Source organism: Vibrio ordalii ATCC 33509, from assembly GCA_000257205.1.
In the GTDB taxonomy this organism is placed as follows: Bacteria; Pseudomonadota; Gammaproteobacteria; order Enterobacterales; family Vibrionaceae; genus Vibrio; species Vibrio ordalii.
This window is the reverse complement of sequence record AEZC01000125.1, coordinates 1-24,148: the sequence shown is the minus strand read 5'-3', so window position 1 is coordinate 24,148 and position 24,148 is coordinate 1. Positions and strand designations below refer to the sequence as shown.

At 46.3% G+C, this 24,148-nt stretch carries 18 protein-coding genes and 3 pseudogenes; 14 read left to right on the top strand and 7 right to left on the bottom strand.

Annotated features, from left to right (window positions below; all coding sequences use genetic code 11):
• Positions 1-488: 488 nt before the first annotated feature.
• Positions 489-1,802 (bottom strand): ATP-binding protein, encoded by a 1,314-nt coding sequence (locus VOR_RS0109350; RefSeq protein WP_010319442.1) that lies wholly within the window; start codon positions 1,800-1,802, stop codon positions 489-491.
• Between the two features lie 318 nt (positions 1,803-2,120).
• On the opposite strand from VOR_RS0109350, the gene VOR_RS0109345 reads away from it, so the two are divergent.
• From VOR_RS0109345 to VOR_RS0109300, 11 genes and pseudogenes are all read left to right on the top strand, one after another.
• Positions 2,121-2,426 carry a helix-turn-helix domain-containing protein gene (locus VOR_RS0109345; RefSeq protein WP_029627047.1) on the top strand — a complete coding sequence of 102 codons (306 nt, stop codon included), beginning with the start codon at positions 2,121-2,123 and terminating at the stop codon, positions 2,424-2,426.
• Complete coding sequence (locus VOR_RS0109340; RefSeq protein WP_010319440.1) at positions 2,423-3,673, top strand: type II toxin-antitoxin system HipA family toxin; 1,251 nt, start codon at positions 2,423-2,425, stop codon at positions 3,671-3,673. The genes VOR_RS0109345 and VOR_RS0109340 overlap by 4 nt, the downstream gene beginning before the upstream one ends.
• 340 nt (positions 3,674-4,013) lie before the next feature.
• Complete coding sequence (locus VOR_RS0109335; RefSeq protein WP_434060504.1) at positions 4,014-4,289, top strand: helix-turn-helix transcriptional regulator; 276 nt, start codon at positions 4,014-4,016, stop codon at positions 4,287-4,289.
• A pseudogene (locus VOR_RS19265) lies at positions 4,276-5,155 on the top strand (DUF927 domain-containing protein); the annotation flags it as partial. The gene VOR_RS0109335 and the pseudogene VOR_RS19265, both read left to right, overlap by 14 nt.
• 75 nt (positions 5,156-5,230) lie before the next feature.
• Positions 5,231-6,106 (top strand): annotated as a pseudogene (locus VOR_RS19260) (DUF927 domain-containing protein); the annotation flags it as partial.
• 247 nt (positions 6,107-6,353) lie between these two features.
• Positions 6,354-6,551: a methylation-associated defense system helix-turn-helix domain-containing protein MAD1 gene (gene mads1 / locus VOR_RS0109325; RefSeq protein WP_001083515.1), complete on the top strand. Its 198-nt coding sequence runs from the start codon at positions 6,354-6,356 to the stop codon at positions 6,549-6,551.
• Position 6,552: 1 nt separating this feature from the next.
• A pseudogene (gene hsdR / locus VOR_RS17835) lies at positions 6,553-8,943 on the top strand (EcoAI/FtnUII family type I restriction enzme subunit R).
• Between the two features lie 20 nt (positions 8,944-8,963).
• On the top strand, positions 8,964-10,538 hold the full coding sequence (locus tag VOR_RS0109315) for a class I SAM-dependent DNA methyltransferase (protein WP_010319438.1): 1,575 nt from the start codon (positions 8,964-8,966) through the stop codon (positions 10,536-10,538).
• On the top strand, positions 10,535-11,692 hold the full coding sequence (locus tag VOR_RS0109310) for a restriction endonuclease subunit S domain-containing protein (protein WP_010319437.1): 1,158 nt from the start codon (positions 10,535-10,537) through the stop codon (positions 11,690-11,692). Before VOR_RS0109315 ends, VOR_RS0109310 begins: the two co-directional genes overlap by 4 nt.
• A complete protein-coding gene (locus VOR_RS0109305; protein ID WP_010319436.1) occupies positions 11,692-12,489 on the top strand; it encodes a hypothetical protein in 798 nt (265 codons plus the stop codon). The genes VOR_RS0109310 and VOR_RS0109305 overlap by 1 nt, the downstream gene beginning before the upstream one ends.
• On the top strand, positions 12,486-15,728 hold the full coding sequence (locus VOR_RS0109300) for a DEAD/DEAH box helicase (protein ID WP_010319435.1): 3,243 nt from the start codon (positions 12,486-12,488) through the stop codon (positions 15,726-15,728). Before VOR_RS0109305 ends, VOR_RS0109300 begins: the two co-directional genes overlap by 4 nt.
• Positions 15,729-16,157: 429 nt before the next feature.
• Here the strand turns inward: VOR_RS0109300 and VOR_RS17830 are convergent, their stop codons facing one another.
• The 4 genes from VOR_RS17830 to VOR_RS0109280 form a co-directional block, all read right to left on the bottom strand.
• Entirely contained in the window at positions 16,158-16,652 is a 495-nt protein-coding gene (locus tag VOR_RS17830) for a hypothetical protein (RefSeq protein WP_010319434.1), read from the bottom strand.
• A gap of 260 nt (positions 16,653-16,912) precedes the next feature.
• Positions 16,913-19,321 (bottom strand): TOTE conflict system archaeo-eukaryotic primase domain-containing protein, encoded by a 2,409-nt coding sequence (locus tag VOR_RS0109290; protein WP_010319433.1) that lies wholly within the window; start codon positions 19,319-19,321, stop codon positions 16,913-16,915.
• Between the two features lie 25 nt (positions 19,322-19,346).
• On the bottom strand, positions 19,347-19,718 hold the full coding sequence (locus VOR_RS0109285) for a helix-turn-helix domain-containing protein (RefSeq protein WP_010319432.1): 372 nt from the start codon (positions 19,716-19,718) through the stop codon (positions 19,347-19,349).
• 99 nt (positions 19,719-19,817) lie between these two features.
• Positions 19,818-20,123 (bottom strand): type II toxin-antitoxin system HigB family toxin, encoded by a 306-nt coding sequence (locus VOR_RS0109280; protein ID WP_010319431.1) that lies wholly within the window; start codon positions 20,121-20,123, stop codon positions 19,818-19,820.
• A gap of 324 nt (positions 20,124-20,447) precedes the next feature.
• Here VOR_RS0109280 and VOR_RS0109275 point away from each other — a divergent pair, with 324 nt between their 5' ends.
• The gene (locus VOR_RS0109275; protein ID WP_010319430.1) at positions 20,448-20,759 is read left to right on the top strand and encodes a helix-turn-helix domain-containing protein; all 312 of its coding nucleotides are present in this window, start codon (positions 20,448-20,450) and stop codon (positions 20,757-20,759) included.
• Entirely contained in the window at positions 20,752-21,633 is an 882-nt protein-coding gene (locus VOR_RS0109270) for a type II toxin-antitoxin system HipA family toxin (RefSeq protein ID WP_010319429.1), read from the top strand. The genes VOR_RS0109275 and VOR_RS0109270 overlap by 8 nt, the downstream gene beginning before the upstream one ends.
• A 143-nt stretch (positions 21,634-21,776) precedes the next feature.
• On the opposite strand, the gene VOR_RS18390 is transcribed toward VOR_RS0109270, so the two are convergent.
• A complete protein-coding gene (locus VOR_RS18390; RefSeq protein WP_286118389.1) occupies positions 21,777-22,013 on the bottom strand; it encodes an Arm DNA-binding domain-containing protein in 237 nt (78 codons plus the stop codon).
• A gap of 277 nt (positions 22,014-22,290) precedes the next feature.
• Complete coding sequence (locus VOR_RS0109250) at positions 22,291-23,157, bottom strand: YicC/YloC family endoribonuclease (protein ID WP_010319428.1); 867 nt, start codon at positions 23,155-23,157, stop codon at positions 22,291-22,293.
• 178 nt (positions 23,158-23,335) lie between these two features.
• Between VOR_RS0109250 and rph the strand changes: the two genes are divergently transcribed.
• Positions 23,336-24,052, top strand: a complete 717-nt coding sequence (gene rph, locus VOR_RS0109245; protein WP_010319427.1) for a ribonuclease PH — start codon at positions 23,336-23,338, stop codon at positions 24,050-24,052.
• Positions 24,053-24,148: the final 96 nt, after the last annotated feature.

The following is a 24,148-nucleotide window of genomic DNA, read 5'->3' as shown; positions in this document are numbered from 1 at the left end:
AAAAAACCTTATTCGATATTTTGAATTTGCTCATTGAGTAATAGGGTAGAACCTAGCAAACTCAATAGCTTATCGAAAAGAAACCGTTCAAAAATGCCTGTTTGCCCACCAAACTGCCCACCACTTGCTTATGGCTTTTACTAAATCTTAGTGGTGCTTCTTGGCTAAAACTACGGAAAAACAGCGCCGTTTTTATGCTGCTGTTAGAGCTAAAACATAGCAGTTTTGAAGGGCTTTATCGAGCACGATTTCTGTCAACATAGCTTTGCTATTTTTTCACTGGTTCTACGCGATAGTAATGAGTCAGCAGAAAGCTCACTTAGCCTGAAATGGACATTATGGTGTCCATCTTAATAGAAATAAGCTCAATATGGATACTATGGTATCCAAGAGAGATAAGACTGAGTGTCGAATGGTAAGCATCAGGTCTACAAATTGTTATCCCTAAGGTAACTTTGTGTAGACCTTCGGGGCTAGGCAACGCGCCTTTACCATCTCTGAGGTAAATACTGAGTGAAATACAAAGGCATCACGATATGGGTTTGTTCTAACGCTGAAGAGCCTTGTGTGCCCGTTAACTTAAAGGTTTTACTGGGCGCACATTTTTCAACGTAGGATGCCAACGATTTTGCTCTTGTACGTTTACCACTTTTGACTTCAACAGGGATGATATCGCCTTCATCGGTCGCCAAAATAAATTCGATTTCGGCGCGGGCGTCATTCCATGAATAGCTTGGGTCAACGCCAATAGCTGTGAGCTCTTGTTGCACAAAGTTTTCAGCCACATAGCCTTTGTATTCATAGTTTTGTTGCTTAATCTCTTTATAACTGCTGCCCAGCATATGATTGAGCAGGCCCACATCAAACAGAAATAGTTTAACCATATTGTCTTTTTTATAGGCCGCCAACGGAGATTTCGGTAATCCTTCAATAGGGTAGTTTGGCAAAGCTAAGCGGCAGCAGTTAAGCCAATGGATCGCGGTTTCAAAATCGCTATAACGAGATTTACGCTCATGCACATGCTTAAATTTAAAGCGTTTAACCGACTCATCGCTGACAAGTGATAGCTGGGCTGGAATGCTATTAAACACCGATTCAATCAGTGTGGCATCGACCTTGCCCGCGTACTTACCGAAATCGCGGCGATAACCTTCAACTAAATCGGCATGAATTTTTGTGACTTTTTCAACACGCTCTAGAATGCTTGAATCCTTAAACTGATACCAAGCAGAAACGGCTTCCGGCATACCACCGGTAAAAAAATAGTCGGTTAGTTTATCCATCAATTTAGTGTGCACCGCCGGTGTGCTTGCTTGACTATCAAATGCTTTGATCAGTGCTTGCTCGTTGGATGCGTAAATAAATTCTTGGAAGGTCAGTGGTCGTAAATTGTATTGTTCTACCTTGCCTACAGGGAAAGTATTGAGCAAACCAATGTTCGAACCGCTGGCTGCGACAAAATAGGACGGTGCTTTTTCGGCAAAATACTTCAGCGAAGTTACGGCTCGTTCACATTCGCCAATTTCATCTAATATCAGCAAGTCGGTTTCTGGATTGAACGCTTGGTTGGTTAACAACTCAATGTTCATTACTAGCTCGTCAGGTGACAACGAGCCATCGAACGCTTCTTTGTAAGCTGGGTTTTCAAGGAAGTCGATACGAAGGATGTTGGCAAAGGTATTCCCAAACAACTCTTGCAGTAGATAGGTTTTACCTGTTTGTCTTGCGCCATCGATCAATAATGGCTTGCGCACAGGTTGACTTTTCCATGCTATTAGGGCGTTGAGTAAGTTGCGCTGCATTGTCATTTCCCGCCAATTAAGACTGTTAACTGCCTGTAGTATAACTCAGTCTACACTTTTACGCGCAGAAAAGTGTGATATTTTACATTTTTATGCGCATAAAAGTGTAATTTGATGGCCTTTGGCATTCAGGGATTCACATCATCGCCTTGGCCAACGCGCAAACTAAACCTAAAAGTAGGATATAAATCCAATTATATTGAGTAAAGTGGGAATATAGTCCTATATGTAAATTGTTGGAGTTGCTTGGGATTCAAAGTTGGACTATATTCCCATTAACGGTTAAATAGTGGGAATATAGTCCCTTTGGTTGGTGATATGGCTAAGCGTGACTTACACAATGTACTGTTTCCGAAGCAGCGCAAAATCCTGACGCATTTTGGTGAAGACTTGCTGTTGGCGATGAAAAGACGTGGTTTTACCAAAAAGCTACTGTGTGAACGTACTGGTTTTGATCATAAAACCGTGAATAAAGTTTTCGCCGGTGATCCGGGCGTTGCCATAGGCACTTACTTAAAAGTGATGGCCGTTCTTGGCATGGAAAGCAACTTTGCAGACATGGCCGCTCATGATGAAGTGGGTATCAAGCTGCAAAACATAAAATTGCTGGAAGGTTCAAAATGAGCCGTGAAATCGTCGAAGTCTATGCCGACTGGCAGCCAATTGAAGCGCCTTTACTAATTGGGCTGCTTTCTTACAGCGATTCAAGCCGAGGTGGCGTATTTAGTTTTGCCTACGATAAAGCATTTTTAACCTCAGCCTATCGCTTGCAAATTGATCCAATCCTGTCGCTTCACTCCGGTGAACTCTATAACGATGAAGCCGATAAAAACTTTCGCGCATTTCTTGATTCATCGCCTGATAGATGGGGGCGTATTTTAATGCAGCGGCGTGCGGCGATTGAGGCGCGCAAAGGTATTCGAGCAACAAGTCGATTAAACGAATTGGATTACCTGCTGGGCGTACATGACTCTTATCGGATGGGGTGGATTCGATTTAAGCGAGTAGGCTCGGATGCTTTTTTGGACGACAACTCTGAGTTTGCTGCGCCGCCAATGGCTTCTTTGCGAGAGCTAGAGCACGCAGCAATGCAGATTGAAAAAGACGATAACATCGACAGTGACGAGTATTACCGCTGGTTGAAAATGCTGATTTCTCCAGGCTCGTCATTAGGTGGTGCAAGGCCCAAGGCTTGTGTCACAGATGAACAAGGCCACTTGTGGATTGCCAAGTTTCCCAATTTAAACGATACCCATGACGTGGGCGCATGGGAGATGGTCTGTTATGAATTGGCGTTGGCGGCAGGTGTTGACATGTATCCAAGTGAGATCAAGCAATTTTCGTCACAGCACCATACCTTTTTAACCAAACGGTTTGATCGCGACGGTGAAAAGCGACTGCATTTTTCATCGGCCATGACACAGCTTCAATACTATGATGGTGAACAATCTCAAGGTGCCAGCTACTTAGAGATTGCTGAATTTATTTCCAATTCTGGTGCACAAACCGAAGCTGATTTAGCACAGTTATGGCGACGTATTGTGTTTAATATTGCGGTGTCCAACACGGATGACCACCTGCGTAACCATGGGTTTTTATTAACAAAGAATGGCTGGAAGTTGTCACCCGCTTATGATTTAAACCCGATAGTGGGTAAGCATGGCCTGCATCTGAATATTACCGATGCAGACAACACTTTAGACTACCAATTAGCCTTTGACGTAAAAGACTTATTCCGACTTTCGCAAACCCAAGCCACGCAAATTTACGATGAAGTATTAATTGCGGTTAAGCAATGGCAAACCGTTGCTAAGCGGCTAGGGATCAGCCGAGCTGAGCAAGCCATGAAACAATCAGCGTTTAACGTTTAATGAGTCAGTGAAACTATATTTTCATTTTTCAGCAGATAAAGAAGTTTTAGTTTCACTTTATGCTTTACCTCATACTCCATGTGTTTTAACACTTCGCTCATCCCTTGGGCTTCTGGGGCGGTTTGGGCAAAGCCTTAGTTCACGCCACTTAGCCACACACTAACCCTGCCCACAGGGTATTTATGACTTGGGGCATAATGACAATTCTGGGGCAAGTAGCTACTTGTACCCTCAGAAAGCTGCACGATCTGGGCATTTATCTGCCTACTGCGTCCGTTTAACTCTTTAATAATAGCGGGGCAAACTCCTAAGAGAACTTAACAGATCAGTGAGGCTTATTTTGGAAAAAATAGAAACGATGAACCCAACTACACAATTATCCACCACATCAACACACCCAGCGCGTCAGCAGCGGATTTTGCGCTTGCCCGAGGTAAAGGCCAAAACAGGCTTTGGCCGCAGTACCATTTATGCCCCTTTTTATATACAGAGAGGGGCCAGCGGTGAATTTCCACGTTCCATTCGTATTGGTGCGCGTGCCGTGGGCTGGTTAGAAAGCGATATCGACCAGTGGATTGAAACCCGCCGTATCGGTGCTGCTTATGGCCGTGGATAAACCATCAGCATCAAACCAACTACCTTCCAGTGATATGCATAGCAAAGTGCCAACATTACCGGCTGGTTTTGCCTATAACGCGCAAAACTGGCTGGTGATGCAACTGGCTGGGCAAGATAGCCCAGTTAAAATCTGCTCTTGGCTGCAAGTGGCCGCCCGTACTCGCGATCCGCAAGGGGACACTTTCCTTGAAAACAAAGGGCGGCTATTTATTGCACTGGTTAGACGATGACAATCGCCATCGCTATTGGGCCATGCCAGCAGAACTATTGGCCGGAGACGGCAGCGAGTACCGCCGAATCCTACTCAGCCGAGGCATGCGCCTAAGCAACAGTGTCAAAGCGCGGCAGTTGCTCTCGCTATTTATTCAACAAATGGGCGAACTGGCCACGCAAAAGGCCATTAGCGTGAACTGCATTGGCTGGCATCATCATGCTTATGTGCATCCGCGCCTCACCTTTTACCCCAGTGAACACAGCAACAGCCCGCGCATGGTGCTGCAAACCATGCACCCGATAGAAGGCTTTATTCAACAAGGCAGTAGCGACAGTTGGCGGCAGCACGTTGGCCGTTATTGTCTGGATAACCCGCTATTAATCGTTGGTGTCTGCGCTGCACTGGCTGCGCCTTTGTTGCAATTGTGTGGGGTGGATGGATTTGGTTTACACCTCTATGGTGCCAGCAGTACTGGTAAAACCGCGGCGCTGTATCCGGCATTATCGGTGTGGGGCGAACCTAATCAACTGCGCCACAGTTGGCGTGTCACGGCCAACGGTTTAGAAGGCACAGCATTAGCGCATAACGATGCCTTGCTGGCGCTCGATGAAATGGGCGAAGTTGACCCAAAAGAGGCGGGCGATGTCGCTTAGATATTCGCCACATCCCTGTGGCTCCCCCTTCGGGCCATCCTGCGGATGTGCAAAATCGTTCCAGACGATTTTGTGCTTGCCAATGGCCAAGGTAAAACCCGCGCGGGCAAATACGGTGAAATGCGCTTACCCGCCCGCTGGCGCTTGGTGTTTTTATCCACTGGCGAAGTGACACTTGAAAGCCACCTCGCCAGTATCGGCAAACGCGTAAAAGCGGGGCAGCAAGTGCGCGTGATTGATCTCAGTGCCGATGCCGGAGCGCAAATGGGCGTGTTTAACCAGAGTCATGGTATGAACGCCGCCGATTTAGCCGATCATTTAAAACAGCAAAGTCGCCAGCATTACGGCAGCTTGGCCTTGGACTGGTTACGGTATTTAACGCAGCACAGCGCGCAGGTGCGACCCGTTTTCCAAAACGTACGCCAACGTTTTTTAGCCAGCTTACCACCCGAGGCTGACGGCCAAGTGCGTCGAGTTGCCGAAAAATTTGCCTTACTGGCCAGCGCAGGCCTGTTAGCCATTCAAGCCGAAGTACTCGATTGGCCAACCCAAAATGTCGAAGCCGCCTGTTTAAATCAGCTTAACCAATGGATACTCGCCCGCGGTGGTGTGGCCGCCAATGAAGACCAACAAGCCATTCGTCAAGTGCGCAGTTTTATTGAGCAGCATGGCGAAAGCCGCTTTACGCCTAAACAAACCGGTTACAGCAGCCAAGTACGCCAGCGCGCGGGTTGGCTTGATACTTCTGGTCCACAAACCCTCTACCTGTTTTACCCAACCGGCTGGCGTGAAGCTACCGAAGGTCTCAGCCCAGATCGTGCCGCCAAAGCACTGATGGCCGCAGGCTACCTAATCCCCGATGGCAACCGACCACAGCGCAAAGTCAGCCTGCCCGACAACACCCGCCCGCGAATGTACTGCGTGAAAGGCAGCATCTTGGATGACTAAAATGGCGATGAATCCTGTGTAGGCTTGTCGCCTTGCAGTGCACCGCCAGTCAACCTAAAGGCTTGGCTAGGTTTAAAGGCTAAGGCAGACAATACCGCTAGTGTACTGTTTGTGTACAGACAAGGTACAATGGATTTCTTTTTAATCCTTTTAGATCCTCTCTATTCGTCTTAAATCAAGTTTACTTTGCTGAGCGAATATGTGACTATTTTACAAAAGCCTCAAGCTCATAAGTTAGGTACCTTTTGTGAATTCAGACCGCTGGTTATCTGTTGAAGAAATAGCCGAATATCTTGGCGTAAGCAAAGATACTGTGTACTCATGGATCAGTAAAAAGGGTATGCCAGCTCATAGAATTGGTCGGCCTTGGAAGTTTAAAGCAGATGAGGTGGATCAGTGGGTTAGATCTGGTGGCGCATCAGATGACAGCAAGGAAGAAAAATAGTATGGCCTTAAACGAAGCAGATACTTGCCGGGTCTATGTGACGCCAAAGCTTAAAGAGTCTGGTTGGGAAAACAATCCTAGCGCAATAACTGAACAGTACACATTTACCGATGGCCGCGTTCAGTTTAAGGGCAGCAAAGTTCAACGTGGGGAGCAAAAGCGAGCGGATTATTTACTTAAGTACACTCGCGACTTTCCTATTGCTGTTGTTGAGGCTAAACCTGAAAACAGCCCTGTCGGCCAAGGGATGCAACAGGCAAAAGATTACGCAGAAATCTTAGGGCTAAAGTTTGCTTACTCAACCAATGGTCATGAGATCTTAGAATTTGACTACACCACTGGTGAAGAGCAATTGTTGTCGCTCTTTCCCACCCCTGATGAGTTATTCAAGCGGCTTTGTGGCGATGAAGGTTTAAAGGATGAAGATCTTGATACCTTGCTGTCCCCTTACCACCATGTTTCGGGATATTCCCCGCGCTACTATCAACAAATAGCCATAAACCGCGCAGTTCAGTCGGTGCTTCAAGGTAAAAAGCGCTCATTAATTACGATGGCAACGGGTACGGGTAAGACTGTCGTCGCTTTTCAAATTAGTTGGAAGCTGTGGAGTGCTCGCTGGAATCGTACGGGAGTCTATAGAAAACCTAGGATTCTATTTCTGGCAGATAGAAATGTGTTGGTAGATGATCCAAAGGATAAAACATTTACCCCGTTTGGTGATGCAAGGCACAAAATTGAAGGTGGCAAAGTTGTTAAAAGTCGTGAAATTTATTTTGCCATTTATCAGTCCATTGCCAGTGATGAGCGTCGTCCAGGCTTGTATAAAGAATTTCCGCAAGACTTCTTTGATCTAATTATCATTGATGAATGTCACCGAGGCAGTGCCCGAGACAACAGTAACTGGCGTGAAATTCTGGAGTATTTTGAGCCAGCCTTTCAAATCGGTATGACGGCGACGCCGTTGCGTGAAGATAACCGCGATACTTATCGTTATTTTGGCAACCCAATCTACACCTACAGTTTGCGCCAAGGTATTGATGACGGATTTCTTGCGCCATATCGCGTACACAGAGTTATTTCGGAAGTCGATGCTGCAGGTTGGCGACCCAGCAAAGGCGATGTAGACCGCTTTGGACGAGAAATCCCAGATGGTGAATACCAAACCAAGGACTTTGAACGTGTTATCGCGTTAAAGGCTCGAACAGATGCGTTTGCTAAGCATCTCACCGACTTTATGAAACGAACCGATCGTTTTGCAAAAACGATCGTGTTTTGTGTCGACCAAGAACACGCAGATGAAATGCGTCGGGCGCTTAATAACTTGAATTCTGACCTTTCACGCAAGCATCCAGATTACGTTGCACGCGTGACATCAGAAGAAGGGAAAATTGGCAAAGGGCACCTCAGTCGTTTTCAAGAGTTGGAAACCAGTACTCCAGTGATACTGACCACTTCACAGTTATTAACAACGGGGGTCGATGCGCCAACCTGTAAAAATGTTGTGCTTGCGCGTGTTGTGAACTCAATGAGTGAGTTCAAGCAAATTATTGGTCGTGGTACTCGCCTGCGCGAAGATTACGGCAAGCTGTGGTTCAGCATCATTGATTATACCGGCTCAGCCACACAAAATTTTGCTGATCCTGACTTTGACGGTTACCCAGAAATTGAAGATGAAGTGGTGATTGATGAAGACGGTGAAGAAGTGGTAGATGACACTTTAACACCAGAGAGTGAAGAGTTAGAGGTTGCTTAAGAGACGAGTGAATACGAAGTGAACACTGAAGGTGAAGGCGCTGATGATGAAGAGGAGCACGAACCGAGAAAGTACTACGTAGACGGTGGCAGCGTTAAAATTACGTCTCATTTGGTCTATGAGCTAGACGAAGACGGTAAACAGCTTCGCGTCATCCAATATACCGACTACACCGCAGAAAAGGTAAAGACCCTCTTTTCCTCACTGGACGAACTAAAAGATAGCTGGGCTAATCCGTTAAAGAGAGAAGAGATCATTCTCGAATTACAAGAACGCGGGATCCAGTTTGATGATTTGGTCGCAGAGTCAGGCAAAACCGATGCAGATCCATTGGATTTACTTTGTCACATAGCATTTAACGTACCGCTGCGAACCAGAAAAGAGCGCGCTGAATACTTGAAGAAAAACAAACCGGACTTTTTTGATCAGTACGGCCCAGAGGCACGCGCGATCTTAACGTCTTTACTGGACAAATACACCGACCACGGCCCCAAGCAATTCAGTATTCCGGATTCGCTACAGGTTCCGCCCATTTGTGAATATGGCAATGTGATGGAAATAGCCAATCTCTTTGGCGGCGCATTGCAAATGAAAACTGCCGTGGACCAATTACAAACGCTGCTCTATAGCCAGCAATAACAGAAGTGACGATACGATTTATGGCACGAACAAAGAAAGCAGATCAGCCGATGACCACCGCCCAGCAATTAGGTGCGATTGTTAAATCGTCTCGGCAAATCATGCGTAAAGACAAAGGTTTAAATGGCGATCTCGATCGCCTGCCAATGCTCACTTGGATCATGTTTTTGAAGTTTCTCGACGACTTAGAACAAATGCGAGAAACCGAAGCCGTGCTAGAAGGAAAAAGCTTTCAGCCAGCCATCGAAGCGCCATACCGCTGGCGAGATTGGGCAGCAATTGAAGGTGGTATCACCGGCGACGAGTTAATTGCCTTTATTAACAACGACGAAGCAATGCGACCTGATGGCACGCGTGGCATCGGTTTTTTTGCGTACTTGCGTAGCCTGCAAGGTGACAACGGTGGTGATCGCCGAGATGTGATTGCGACCGTGTTTAAAGGCATGCAAAACCGCATGATCAACGGATATTTGTTACGTGATGTTGTCGACAAAATAAACGGCATTCATTTCAACTCATCTGAAGAGATGCACACCTTAAGCCGCTTATACGAAACCATGTTGCGTGAAATGCGCGATGCTGCTGGTGACTCCGGCGAGTTTTATACCCCGCGCCCAGTGGTCCGCTTTATGGTAGAGGTGATGGACCCGCAGCTGGGTGAGTCCGTATTGGACCCAGCCTGTGGCACGGGTGGTTTTTTGGTTGAAGCGTTCGAACATCTAGAACGCCAGTGCAAAACGGTTGAAGACCGCGAAGTATTGCAAGAAAGCAGTATCTTTGGCGGTGAGGCCAAATCATTGCCTTACCTTTTGGTACAAATGAACCTGTTATTGCATGGTTTGGAGTACCCAAGAATTGACCCAGAAAATAGCCTGCGTTTTCCACTACGAGAGATGGGTGACAAAGATCGTGTCGATGTGATCTTAACCAACCCACCTTTTGGTGGTGAGGAAGAAAAAGGCATTCTTGGTAACTTTCCAGAAGACATGCAAACCGCCGAAACCGCAATGCTGTTTCTTCAGTTGATCATGCGTAAACTCAAGCGCCCTGGTCATGGTTCAGACAATGGTGGCCGCGCCGCGGTTGTTGTCCCAAATGGCACGTTATTCAGTGATGGTATCAGTGCACGCGTTAAAGAAGAGCTGTTAAAGAACTTTAATCTGCATACCATTGTTCGTTTGCCAGAAGGGGTATTCGCGCCTTACATCGATATTGCAGGCAACTTACTCTTCTTCGAACGTTCTGGCCCAACCGAGGATATTTGGTATTACCAAATATCGACACCAGAAGGCAGAAAAAAATACACCAAGACTAAACCAATGGAGTACTTCGAATTCGAAGACTGCTTAGAGTGGTGGGCTAGCCGTGCGGAAAACTCTCAAGCTTGGTCAGTGAAAGCACAAGACGTTATCCAGTATGACGATAGCGGCAAGTTGGTTTCAGTTAACTTAGATATTAAGAACCCAAATAGTCTTGAGGCAATGGAATATAAAGACCCTCAAGAATTGTTAGCAAGCATGGCGAAAAAAGAACAAAAAGTTACGGATCTAATTCGTGAAATTGTTGATTTACTAGCACAAGGTTCAAAACAATGAGCGCTTGGCCCCTTGAGAAATTAGGTTCAGTGCTCGATAAATCAGAAAACTGGATCGAAGTGCAGCCTGAAAAGGAGTATAGCGAAGTCACAGTTAGGCTTTGGGGTAAAGGCGTGAACTTGCGAGGAACCAAAATCGGTAGTGAAATTGGGTCGTCTCGTCGACTTTCTGTTTCAGAAGGGCAATTCATTATTTCTCGTATTGATGCGAGACATGGTGCGTGTGGACTCGTTCCAAAAAACCTTGATGGTGCCGTGGTTACAAATGATTTTCCTGTCTATACGCCTAAAGAGAATAAGATTTTACCTAGGTATCTTGAGCTGATTAGCAAAACCCACTTTTTCGTTGATGCGTGTAAAAGAGCGAGTGAGGGAACGACAAATCGAGTACGTCTTAAAGAACCACGGTTCTTTGATATTGAAATACCATTACCTGACATAGCTATCCAAAAGTTAGTCGTTGACAAAGTCGACTTCGCGCTGGACAAGCTTGAAGAGATAAAGCTTCTTAGATCATCATTGTTAGATGATGCGCAAGCAATGCTGAGTAGTGCCTTTCATAAATTAATTGAAGGGGCTGTTTATAAGCCGATGTCGGAAGTAGCCCCGATTGTAAAACGACAGGTTGAAATTACATTTGAAGGCGAATACCCAGAGCTGGGAACGAGATCTTTTGGTAAAGGTGTTTTTCATAAACCGACGCTTAAAGGTGTAGACCTACCTGAGTGGCAAAAATTTTATCGAATTGAAAATGATGATTTGATCTTTAATGTTCGAAAATCTTGGGAGGGCTCAATAGGTGTCGCCAGTATTCAAGATCATGGGCGAGTAGCTTCTCATAATAGCTATTTAACATGCGTACCTATTAAAGGCTTAGTTACTAGTCAATTTCTCTGTTTTTACTTTTTATCGAATGAAGGGTTAATGCAAATCGACAGTGGATCACGCGGAAGCGCTGATAGAAACAGAGTGATATCAATGGCAAGGCTAAATAAATTCACTGTCCCCGTGCCAGATTACGATAAGCAGCTTTGGTTTAATCAACTGCAAAGCTATGTTGAAAAAATTAAACAAGCTCAATCAGAAAATGCAACTGAGCTAGAGGCCATGATGCCTTCAATTTTAGATAAAGCCTTTAAGGGAGAATTGGTTTAATGTCTATGCCTGCACCGACGCTTGCTTATGATGCTGGCACTCAGCCTGTTATTGCTCATGGCTTGTCTTATCAGGACGAGCAAGTGAGCGAGATGTTAGCTGGCCCCGTAAAGCATATTTTGCAAGATACCGCAGGCAATGATGAGCTCCAGGAGTTACTTGGTAGTGTCGTGAGCACGGAATTTGAGCAAGAGGGTTTACGCCAAGCGCTGATCGATGAAACCGTGCCTGATAATTGGCGAGTGGGCGAAGCTATTGCCGAAGCCTTTGTGGCAGATAAAGGCAATTGCGTGTTTCCGTGGCCCACAGGGCGTGATCTTAAAAACCCGAACGCTAGCCCGGCAGGGTGCGATTTGACTGGATTTCAACCTGTAAAGGATGCTGAGCTTCCCTACCGTTTTGCGTTTGGTGAAGTAAAAACGTCTGAAGAGAACAAAGCGCCGCCAAGCGTGATGACCAGCTTGGGTACCCAATTGTTTGGGCTACGAGATAATCGCCAAGTAAAAGATGCCATCTTACGTTATTTAGGACTCCATGCGGTGCGAGCACCGTGGGAACCGATGTTTAAAAGCGCTGCCAAACGCTATTTGAGCTCGAACACAACGGACGTTGCTGTTTATGGTGTTTTGGTGCGCGATATTGCCCCAAGCGCTTCTGATATTGCTGGCCGAGCAAAAGCACTGGCGGCCGATTGTCCAGTGCAAACTGATATTGAAATGTACGCTTTATACCTTCCCCTAAACATGATTGGTACGCTGTCTGCTCGTGCTCAAGCGGCTATGCAGGAGGCGTCATGACGCTTTCGCAAGAACACTTACTGCAGGTAGATCAGCATTGGGCTGTTCAGTCCATTAGTGCTGAGCGGCGTGATACAGCTATGCAAATGGCGGAACGTCGCTTGGTTGATGTGGCGTTGGGTAATCTACTCGAACATGCGGCAACGGAGTTTGACAGCGACTTGTTAGAGCAAGTAGCAATGGCGTATGAGTTGGCCGCGATCGAAGGCATTGGCGCTTTGTTGTACCCTGTTGCCAATCAGGACAATAAAAATATTCGAGAGCTTGCACAAGCTGGCGCGTTTCGAGCGTTCGGGCTTTATCGTGTATTACCCGTACCTAGTGACAATGAGGCGCGCTTGTTTCATGTTTTGCATGTGTCGGGTTTGGCCTACTGCGCCGATCGCTGGACGGACTTGCGTCGATGGTTTGAAGAGCAGAACAGTACAGTAGCAGTACCCAGTGCGGCGGGTGTTGCTTGGGATAAGCGTTTGCTTTACCGAATTTTTGATTGTTGGTTGCGACTGCTACGCAAAAACCGCTGGGATGACTTAGATCAGATTTCAGAGATTGTGCTTGGCTTACGAAACGATCAAGCAAACTACGAAAAAGCGTTACTAGAACAAACCCAAGGTGCAGAGGCGCAAAGCATCGCCATGCGTTTAGTGGCGCTTTATCACTGGGCCAAAGCAACAGAGCGTTTGGCTGTGTACATGCTGCAAGGCGAACCGGTAGCGATAGATGCGCAATTAGATCAGCATTTTGAAGCGGCGCAAAAAGCAGCTCAAGCCTCTAAAGACCCCCAGCTCGAAATGATTTTACGCTGGTTACATGTTGCAAGCCGAAAAATGGTCGCTGGCTCTTTATGGTGGGTGGCGCATACGGTTAACTCCCGTGTGACACGCTTTGTTTCCCATGTGACTAAGCACAAGAGCTTATTTGAACTGTTACCGCCGCAACGAGCTGCACTGCAAGAGCAAGGTTTACTCGACCAAGCCAGCAGAGCGGTAATTGTTGATTTGCCAACATCCGGTGGTAAAACAGCGCTGGCACAGTTCCGCATGTTGCAAGCGCTGAATCAGTTTGATCAGGATGATGGTTGGGTGGCCTATGTTGCGCCAACTCGCGCTTTGGTTTCGCAAATTACCCGACGATTACGTGAAGATTTTGGCCCATTAGGTATTCAAGTTGAGCCGTTAACTGGCGCGATTGAAGTCGATGCTTTTGAAGAAGCGCTTTTGGGTGAAGCTCGTGCTTTTCAGGTTTTGGTTGCAACACCTGAAAAACTTCAATTGGTGATGAGAAACAAAAAAGTCGCGCGCCCATTGGCCTTGGTTGTAATGGATGAAGCTCACAATATTGAAGATGAGTCTCGTGGTTTACGCATTGAACTTCTGCTTGCAACGATTAAGCAAGAATCACCTAGGGCAAACTTCTTACTATTGATGCCATTTGTGCCAAATGCTAACGATTTAGCTCAATGGCTAGCCGCTGATCGTGGCCGAAGCATCAGCTTGGGCACCTCTGCTTGGCAACCGAATGAGAGAATTGTTGGCTTATTTGATATTCATAAAGGTGAAAAACGTGGTGATTGGAATTTGAGTTTTGAAACGTTGACGACCACTCAACGAACGATTCACCTTAAAGGAATCCACAATGTAGATGGTAACCGCCCTTTGCAAAAACTGACGTACTCTAGCGCTAAAGGGCTCGCAACACAGGCTGTTGCTATGGCTAAGGTTTTCTCTAAGCGTGGTACCAGTATTGCTGTGGCGCAGACAATTCCAGATGCTTGGAGTATTGCTCGTAAAGTTGCCGCAGAGCTTGAACCTTTGGTTCAAGTGCACGAAGACATTAAACTGGTTCAGCGTTTTCTTGCGGCTGAGATTAGTGAGGACTTTGAGCTAATTGATATGCTGTCAAAGGGTGTTGTTGTGCATCATGCAGGTTTACCCGCTGAGGCGCTTTCACTAATCGAGTGGCTGACAGAAGCTGGCCATATTCGAGTGATGTGTGCAACGACAACCATTGCACAAGGGCTCAACTTTCCTGTTTCATCAGTTTTTCTTGCGACGAGAAAATTGCCTTACGGCAATGAAATGTCGCATCGGGCATTTTGGAACCTCGCTGGTCGAGCTGGGCGTATTGGCCATGATAGCGTAGGTGTAATCGGTATTGCAGCAGGTGCACAGCCGAATGAGATCCGGAAATATGTTAGTGATGCAACCGCATCGTTAGTTTCCCGTCTGGAAGGAATGCTTGATGATCTTCAAGCTGCGGGGGAGTTAGCAAAATTATCTTGGGTTATGCAGCAAGAACAATGGGCAGACTTCAGAAGCTATATCGCTCATTTATGGAATGAAAAACGTAACTTGGACGCTGTAATTGGTGAAGCAGAACAATTACTGCGAAATACCTACGGGTTTGGTTCTCTTCGCGCTAAAGCTGATAAAGCCTCGCAAGAGAAAGCCGATGCGCTTCTTGAAGCTACCAAAGGGTATGTTAGAAAGTTAGCTGAGCATCCAGAAAATGCTTCTCTTGCAGATGTTACAGGCTTCTCTCCTGAGGGGGTTCGTTCAACTTTATTGGATTTGAATAACCTTGAAAACAAGTTAACACTCGCAGATTGGGAGCCTTCGAGTCTATTTGGCGATAAATCTAAGTCTGTGCTGCCAAGCTTGATGGGGATTATGCTGCGGGTTCCGCAGTTACAAGAAAGTTTACGAGAGATCAGTAAAGGACAGGGGAATAGTCATCGTAAACTTGCTGATATTACCCAGGCTTGGGTAACAGGTAGCTCCATTGAATCTATAGCGAAGACTTACTTTGAAGGTGATAGCCTTACAGATCAAATATCTAAAGCTTGTAGAGCGGTTTATAGAGATTTGGCCAATAATGGCGCTTGGGGACTGTCGGCATTAAGCAAAATGCCAACTTCAGGGCTTGATTTTGAAGCCATGACAGACGAAGAAAAGCGCAGATTAAATAACCTTCCTGCGATGCTTTACCATGGTGTGAAAACCGAAGAAGGCGTATTGATGCGTATGAACAGCGTTCCGCGTAGTATTGCTGAACGTGCCGGTGAAGACTTTAAGGCTCGAACTGAAGCCGGTGCAGAAAATACTCTGTCGCCTCGAAAAGCCAGCGAATATCTGAAGTCTTTGAAACCGGATGATTGGGCGCGTTTGAAACCTGATAATTCCTCGCTGTCCGGCGAAGACTATTTGAAAGTATGGAAACGGCTTTCAGGTGAAGCTTAAAAAGTCGTTCTTGTTCTAGAGGATGGTACCGACATTTATGTCGGTACCAGGTAATTTCAGTAAAAAATAGTTAATTACTAATGGCCATATAATCAAGCAGTTAAAGATTGCTAACCATTTCGTGGATCAACACGAGATGGTGCGAATAGATGGCCATTTTGCATTGTTAATATTAAAATCGCACCAACAACACCCCTCCCGCTACCTGTTAGATCAGCGCCCTGTGAGGGGTTACTCTTTTTTCAGGCTTCTAATTTTTGGTACCGTAATGAGTTACGGTACCAAAACTCGCTTTCATCCAAACTTCATTCTCCGGCCCACAAAGGTGGTGTAGCAGCGCTAGATTGATCTGGTGGCTGATCACGTTGGCGTTTCTTTTTCCGTTGTCTTTTCTTAAACCACTCAGCAATAACCCCGAGCACGTTTTTCCTATTTGCTCCGGCGAACTGGGCAGGCAAAAAGCTCGGTTTTGCTGTTTGGGGTGCAAGGTAGCGCGCTTTCCTGTTTTAGATAAAGGCGTGATGCACCAAAAAATACAGGCGTTGGCCGGTGTGTTTGCTTGTAATGTTCTGGTTTGGCTCGTGTCATCCACACATGTGCCTGTAACAGAACCAACCCGCTTTGCGCGTGGCCTTCAACCTCAGGTAAGGGTAGCCAATACAGGTTTGGCCATTGCTCGGGGCTTTGCCATTTTTCTACGATCACTTGCGCGCCAATGCTATTCAGCCATTGGTGAATCGGGCAGCCAGCATGTGCTTGTTTAACGCGCGGTAACTGATAGGTTAGCCAGCGGGTTATGCGTTCGGCGGCATTGTCGCACTGGCTTAATGCTGGGTAGAGAGTAAACGCGGCATTCCCAACCAGTAACGCGACCACCTGCTGTATCCATTCTCTATCCCAATCGTTGCCACTTGCCCATAACACGTCACTTATCACCTTGTTGGTTTTTCATGCCGTCTATTTTCAGTGGTCGGGTGCAGACGCGGTGGTGAATTAGATGAAAGAAATGGCCATCAAACTAACCAGTCAAATCAGTTTTTTCTGATGACCTGTGCGCGGCTAACTGTTTGAAATATATCGTCTAATACGGCGCTGTTTGGCGGCATTTGCCAAAAGCCAAACGGATAGTGGTTTTGGCGTATGGGTATAAAGGCATGGGGAAGTGTTTAATGAAGTGCTGCTGTTTATTTTGGCTTGGTATTTGATGAAGAGATGTCTTCCAGCTTTAATGAAGGTTGCTTGTCACTGTTACCATCACAGTACTCGAGGGCGTACCCCATTGCTTTGTAGCTTTTCTCACGTTTTTTAAACATGCGTTGCAGCATAGGGAGGGCGAAGTCTACATAGTCGTGAATGGTGACTTGTGTTTTTCCTTCCGATTCACGATGAATACGACCGGCATATTGAGCCAATGTACCTTTCCATGCGATGGGCATGGCCAAAAACAACGTATCCAGTCTTGGTAGGTCAAATCCTTCGCCTACATATTTTCCTGTTGCGACGACGACTTGAGCCGATTGCAGATGATTGTCAGCGTTCTTGCGTTCCGCAGCTTTCATGGCGCCTTTTAGTACGACAGTGCTTATTCCCATCTCGGTAAGTCGTGAGTGTATGTACTCTGCGTGCTCTCTACGCTCTGTAAGGACTAACGGGTGCCCGCCATTTTGAACACACTGATAGGCGTCTGAGACGATTTTTGAAGTGCGCTGTCCATTATCGGCGAGCCAGCGGTAGGCATCGCTTATTTTTGGGCGCTCGTCTGTTTTTATTAGCGCAGCTGGCGGTATATCGTAGAGCTGATGAATCATCACGGTTTGAGTAAATTGCTCATCAGGGCTTTGTTTCACTTTATAGCGAATGGGCCCTGCCGCCATAAAAATGATTTTTTGATGACCATCTTGTCGCTCAGGTGTTGCTGTTAGGCCCAATACATATTTTGCTCTTGCCTCGTTGAGTACCATTTCAAACCTTGGCGCAGACAGATGGTGGCATTCGTCAACAATAATGTGGCCGTAGTCTTGAATGAGAGGCGTGATGGAATTGTCTTTTTTATTAACCAAACTTTGATAGGTGGCAATGTCGATAATGCCACTCGGCTTTCTTTTTCCCCCGCCTATACTGCCAATGTTTACTTCTGGTAGGAATGTGCGTAATCGCTCTTGCCATTGTTCGAGCAGTTGTCGGCTATGAACCAGTATTAGGGTATTTACTTTGCGTTTTACGATCATACCAATGGCAGTAACCGTTTTTCCAAATGCAGTCGGCGCATGCAAAATACCGAAGTCGTGTTTAGATATTGCGGCCACTGCGTCTCGCTGGTTCTTTCGCAAAGTGAACTCAGGGGTAAGTTTTGATAATGGTTTGCCAGTTTCACGCTTATCGTCAAATAGTGGCGAAATATTTTGCTCTTGTAGCAAAGCAATCGCGTCATCGAGACAGCCTCGCGGTAGTGCTAGATAACCGTTTTCAATACGAGCACAGGAAATAAACCTCGGAATGCCATGGGTTGAAAAGCGCAAAGCTTGTGTTTTAAAAAACACAGGATTAGAAAAACTAGCTAATCGCTTTAGTCCTGCCAGTAGTGGCCCAGGTAACTCGCTCATCAAAAAGTAGATATGGTTGGCCAAGGTAATGGTCACGTTTTTTGGCAAAGACTCTAATTTTATTGGTGCGGCTTTGGCTGTGATTTCCCAAGGTGGGCGGTTATCTGTTAGCCCTTGTTCGGACAGTAATAGGATGTTGGGTGAAATTGTTGTTATGAGTTGATCAATACTCGATTGCGTGAGCGTTTTAAGCTCAGCAAGGTACTGCCATTGATCGTCAATCGCATTCAGGTCACTGTCAACAAAGCAACTACGGCCTGAAAGGCGAGCCTCCTTTTGAAGTGGTAGCGCAATGAGATTACCAAACCCGCCTTCAGGAAGGATATCTTGGTTAGGAAAGAGCCTGTCATAGGAGTCAAACGATAGATTTGGAAATATTTCCATGGCTTTATCAAGCAAAGCGAAACCAAGTGCCCGAGCTTGGTTAGCTGGAATGTTGGTTTCAAAAAAGATCCATAAGTGCGCCCCGTTGCCAGAACGCGAGATTTCTATCGCGTGGGGAATATCAAACGCTTGGCACGCTTTAGACATTGCTTTGACTTCTTCTTGCCAACAGCCTTTGTCAAAATCGGCTGCCAACAAATAGCACGTATTATCTTTCAGTAAGGGATACAGCCCCACCACTTGATGACCGGCAAGGTGCCTGTAAATAATGCGCTCGTTTAGTTCGCTAAACTTTCGGTGTGAACAGTCTTGGCATTTAATGCGGGGTTTGTTGCAAACCCCGTTTACCCATTCATTATCACAGGCTACGGAATAGCCACTGCGCCCCTGTTGATTTTGCCAACGATTGGCAAAGATATCCTCTCTTCCACGAAATCGTTGTCTGAATAGGGTGACTTTTTGTTCTGGGGTGAATACCTGTACTGAACGCTCGTTTTGAGCGCTACGTAAAGCCTCTCTTAATGCGAGAAGCTGTTGCTTTTCGTTTTCAAGCTCAGCTAGCCTGTCATCAATAGCCGAAATGTTTGGGTAGCGAGCGTCATTCATGACAACATAATTTTTATGCGCAGCGCTATGAAGCGCGAACTTGCGGTGGCTTGATCAGCGACTCTGCTGGAATACCTAGCCCTTCATGAAGTTTCCAAATCATTTTTAGTGTGAGTGATCGCTTATGGTTTAGGATTTCATAAACACGATTGCTTTTACCTATCATGGGTTCAAGATCTTTAACCGTTAAGCCTTTGCGCTCCATCTCAAACTTTATTGCCTCAACAGGGTCTGGCAAATCCATTGGAAAATGCTTTGCTTCGTAGGCTTCAATTAACGTAACCAAAATGTCCAGCTTTTCGCCTTCGACGGTATCAGGCTCCGCCATCATTAGGTTTTCGATGTCGTTTAATGCCGCGCGGTAGTCGGCATCTGTTTTAATAGGTCTGATGTCCATTATATTTACCTCTTGTTACTACTTTTTGGCTTCAAATCGTTTGCACATCAATTTTTTATTCGGCTCGTCCATGAGCCTTACCCTTCGGGCTCGCGTTGCTCATGAAAATTCGTTCCCGACGAATTTTTCGTATTGTGCATGGCTGCCGATAAACCGTATGTAAACCACTTTGTAGGCATAATTGATCCAAACGACTATCCGGTATTTATTACCGGCAATGTTAAACACGACACGCCCATCTTTGAGGATGCTGGCATTTCTAAAGTCCTGTTTCACATCCGCCGGTGATCCCCAATCAGCGTTTAATGCGTGCCTATACCACGCTAAAGTTGGTTCTTTCGCGTCAATGTATTCTGGGCTGTCTTCCCAAAATGTTTTTAAGGTTGATAGTGCGATAATTCTCATAAACAGATGTTAGTCCCATATTGGGACTTTTGCAAGTTTGTAGTTTGATTGACTGATAGGAGCTGTTGACACGGCCCCGATTGCCCCATTCCATGGGGCAGTGTAATTTCCTCTTATTCACCCTCTAAAGCTTGGCATATCAGGTATTGCCCCATTGTCATAACTGCCCACGGTAAGTGAGCTCGTGCGTTACGGTTTATCTGCAATTACATATCAAAAATTGCTTGGTGATACATAATAGCTAATCATTTTTGTGTTTTTGGGATTGCGGTGATATGTTTTTATATATAATTTTTATCAAATGATGCATTAAGGCATATCGAAATGAGCTATGCAACAGAGCAGATACTACAAAGCCTTCGAGAAGCTCGGGTACGTAAGGGGTTTAGCCAGAGAGAGCTGAGCGCGCGTTCGGGTGTGCCGCAAAGTCATATTTCGAAGATCGAGTCTGGTGGCGTTGATTTAAGAATGTCCAGTTTGATTGCTCTGGCCCGTGTACTCGACCTAGAGCTATTGGTTGCGCCTAAAAAGTCTATTCCTGCCATCAAGTCAATCATTCGAAGCAGCCAAGGCATCAGCGATGACGGTGAGGCAATGTCGCCCGCATATCAGCTAGAAGAAGACGACGATGACTAATTATGTTTCTACGCTTAACGTGTTGCTCTACGGGAAACCTATCGCAACGATCACCAATGTGGGCAATGACAGAGCGCTTTTTGCCTTTATGGATTCGTACATTAATCATGAATCACGGCCCGTATTAGGGCTGGGTTTTAAAGATTCGCTAGGTGGCTTGCTGACTAACTTCAAACCGACCCAAACCAAGTTAACTCCGTTTTTCTCTAACCTTTTGCCAGAAGAAACCATGCGTCATTACCTGGCAGAGCGTGCCGGAGTGAACCCCGCACGAGAATTTTTTCTATTGTGGGTGTTAGGACAAGATTTAGCAGGTGCGATCACGGTTGAACCTGCTGATGGCGAAGCGCTGCCGCCTAATGTGCAGCAAGACATTGACGATGAAACGAAAATAGATGTTCCAATGCGTTTTTCATTAGCGGGTGTACAGTTGAAGTTTTCAGCCGTACAACAGGCAAACGGTGGTTTGACTATTCCAGCAACCGGTCAAGGTGGCTCTTGGATTGTGAAATTGCCATCGTCTCGCTTTGACGCTGTGCCAGAAAATGAATATTCGATGATGGAGTTGGATCGCATGTTGGGGATGGATGTGCCAGAAACGCAGCTACTCCCGATTAACCAGATTGCTAATATCCCCGATGATAGTGCGTCGCTGAAGGTGAGCCGTAGCAAGAAATTCAGTGATTTCACGCTGGATGAGCTGTCACACTTAGCGGCTAAAGCCATGCTGCCAGAAAAATTGGTGTTAGATACTGCCAAGCAAACCGTGGCAGACTTTCATGAAATCTGGGCGAAAGAAAAAGCGCATTTACCACTTACCAAGTCGATGATTGAAGCAATCGAAACACATTTGCGAAGCATACCGCTACGCTAAAATGAGAACCGACGCGTACAGAAATGCAGAGGCGTTGGTCATATTGGCTTGAAAGCTGTTTTTGAAAGGTATGTTTGGTAGCTTGTCTTGTCAATCAAAGCCCTGATTGCCCCATTCCTTGGGGCGACTCAAATTCCTCTTATTCACCTTCTAAAGTATGCGGCGGCAATTCTAGCGTCGGCCAACGACATTAAAGGAAATTGTCCCAAGGTCGCTCCTCGTTTTCCTTTGGCTGTGGTGTAGCGGATCATCCAATAAGGCGAGCCCTGTTTGCGGACGCAAAAGTATAGCCCTTCACCATCTGAATATTTTTTGGGGTCTGCTTTGCTGTGAGTTTTCCCATGTTTACTCCATAGTTGCTGAAATAATGGAGGGGCAATAATGGCTGCCCACCACCGATTTGCTTATTGAATCAGCAGCTAACCTGTTGTGGTGGCGAGTTAAATGCGAAAATTGGTCAACTTACTGCCCACCAATTTGCTCACCGCAAAACGCTTATTGAGCCAAAATGAGGGGGCTGCCCACCATTCTGCCCACCACTAAACAGGCAGTTGGTAACGGACATCTGCAAACCGATTTGGACGAAGAAAATAAAAAAGCCCTTTATTTTTAAGCAAATAACAGGGCTTTTAAGACATTCTTGGACGGGTAAAAAAACTATTCGATGTTTTGAATTTGCTCACGCATTTGCTCAATCAGCACTTTAAGCTCAACACCTGAAGCGGTGATGTCAGTGGCGATCGATTTAGAGGCCAGCGTGTTCGATTCGCGGTTAAATTCTTGCATCATGAAATCGAGCTTACGGCCACATGAGCCGCCTTTTTTGAGTACATTACGTGCTTCTTTGACGTGCGAATCGAGGCGGTCTAACTCTTCGGCAACGTCTGATTTTTGTGCAAGTAAAATCAGCTCTTGCTCAACGCGTGTCGCATCAAGCTCAATCTTTGCTTCTTCAAACTTAGTCAATAGGCGTTCACGTTGCCATTGCAGGATTTCTGGCATGCGTGCGCGCACTTTGACCACTTCTTCACTGATCGCCGTCAGGCGTTGCTCGATTAACGCCTTCATGTTGTCACCTTCACGGCCACGTGCGTCAATGAATTCAATGATTGCGTCATCAAAGCCTGCTAATAAGGCTTTATTAATGCTGTCCATGTCTTGTTCTGGCGTTTCCATTACGCCGGGCCACTGCATGATTTGAAATGGATTAATGCGGCTTAACTCGCCCGTCATGTGCATGACTTGGTTGGCGGCTTTAATCACTTGATTGGCGAGTGCTTCATTGATATTTAGCTCACTTTTGGCCGCAGGGTTTGCTTCATAACGTAAGTGACATTCTACTTTGCCACGCGCTAAACGTTGGCGAAAGCGTTCACGCAGTACAGGCTCAAGACCACGAAATTGTTCCGGCAGGCGGAAGTAGGTTTCAAGATAACGTTGGTTTACCGAGCGAATTTCCCATACCGCGGTACCCCAATCACCTTTAACTTCTTTACGCGCGTACGCGGTCATGCTGTAAATCATTGATTTGTCCTTTGCTCACGAAGATGAAATATCAAACGGCAGATATGTTAGCACTAGCTTCACGCGTGTACTAGGTTCACGCCAATGCAAAGGGTGATCAACCTAGCGTCAAGGAGGCTAATCCGCTATAATCTCGCCCCAATCGATTCCGTCCCACCCGATAAAAGGTAGATGCACTATGCGTCCAAATGACCGCGCGGCCGATCAAATTCGCCCAATCAAAATCACTCGCAACTACACCGCTTATGCTGAAGGGTCAGTATTGGTGGAGTTTGGTAATACCAAAGTATTGTGTAATGCCACTGTCGAAGAGGGTGTTCCTCGCTGGTTGAAAGGTCAGGGTAAAGGTTGGGTTACTGCCGAATACGGCATGCTGCCACGTGCAACCCATTCACGGACTCGTCGTGAAGCGACCAACGGTAAACAAGGTGGCCGCACCATGGAGATCCAACGTCTCATCGCTCGCAGCTTACGTGCTGTGGTGGATTTAGAGGCCATGCCAGAGGTGATGATTACGGTTGACTGTGACGTTATTCAAGCGGACGGCGGTACTCGTACTGCATCAATTACGGGTGCAAGTGTGGCACTGGCTGATGCGTTTGCTCATCTGGTTGCTAGCGGTAAATTGAAGAAGAATCCAATGAAAGGCCATGTTGCTGCTGTCTCAGTTGGCATCTTGGGTGAAAACATTTTATGTGATTTGGAATACGTGGAAGATTCTGCCGCCGACACCGATATGAATGTGGTGATGACTGAAAACGGTAAGATGATTGAAATTCAAGGCACCGCAGAGGGTGAACCGTTTAGCCATGAAGAGCTGATGGATTTACTTGCCGTTGCCAAGAAAGGCATTGCCGATATTGTTGAAGCGCAGAAAGCATCGTTATTCGATTGATCAAGTAGCTCCCAGTTGGGGGCTATTTTTTTGCCCGTTTTATTCATTGTATTGTTGTACGTGATGACCCCACCCTAACCCTCCCCCTAGAAGGGG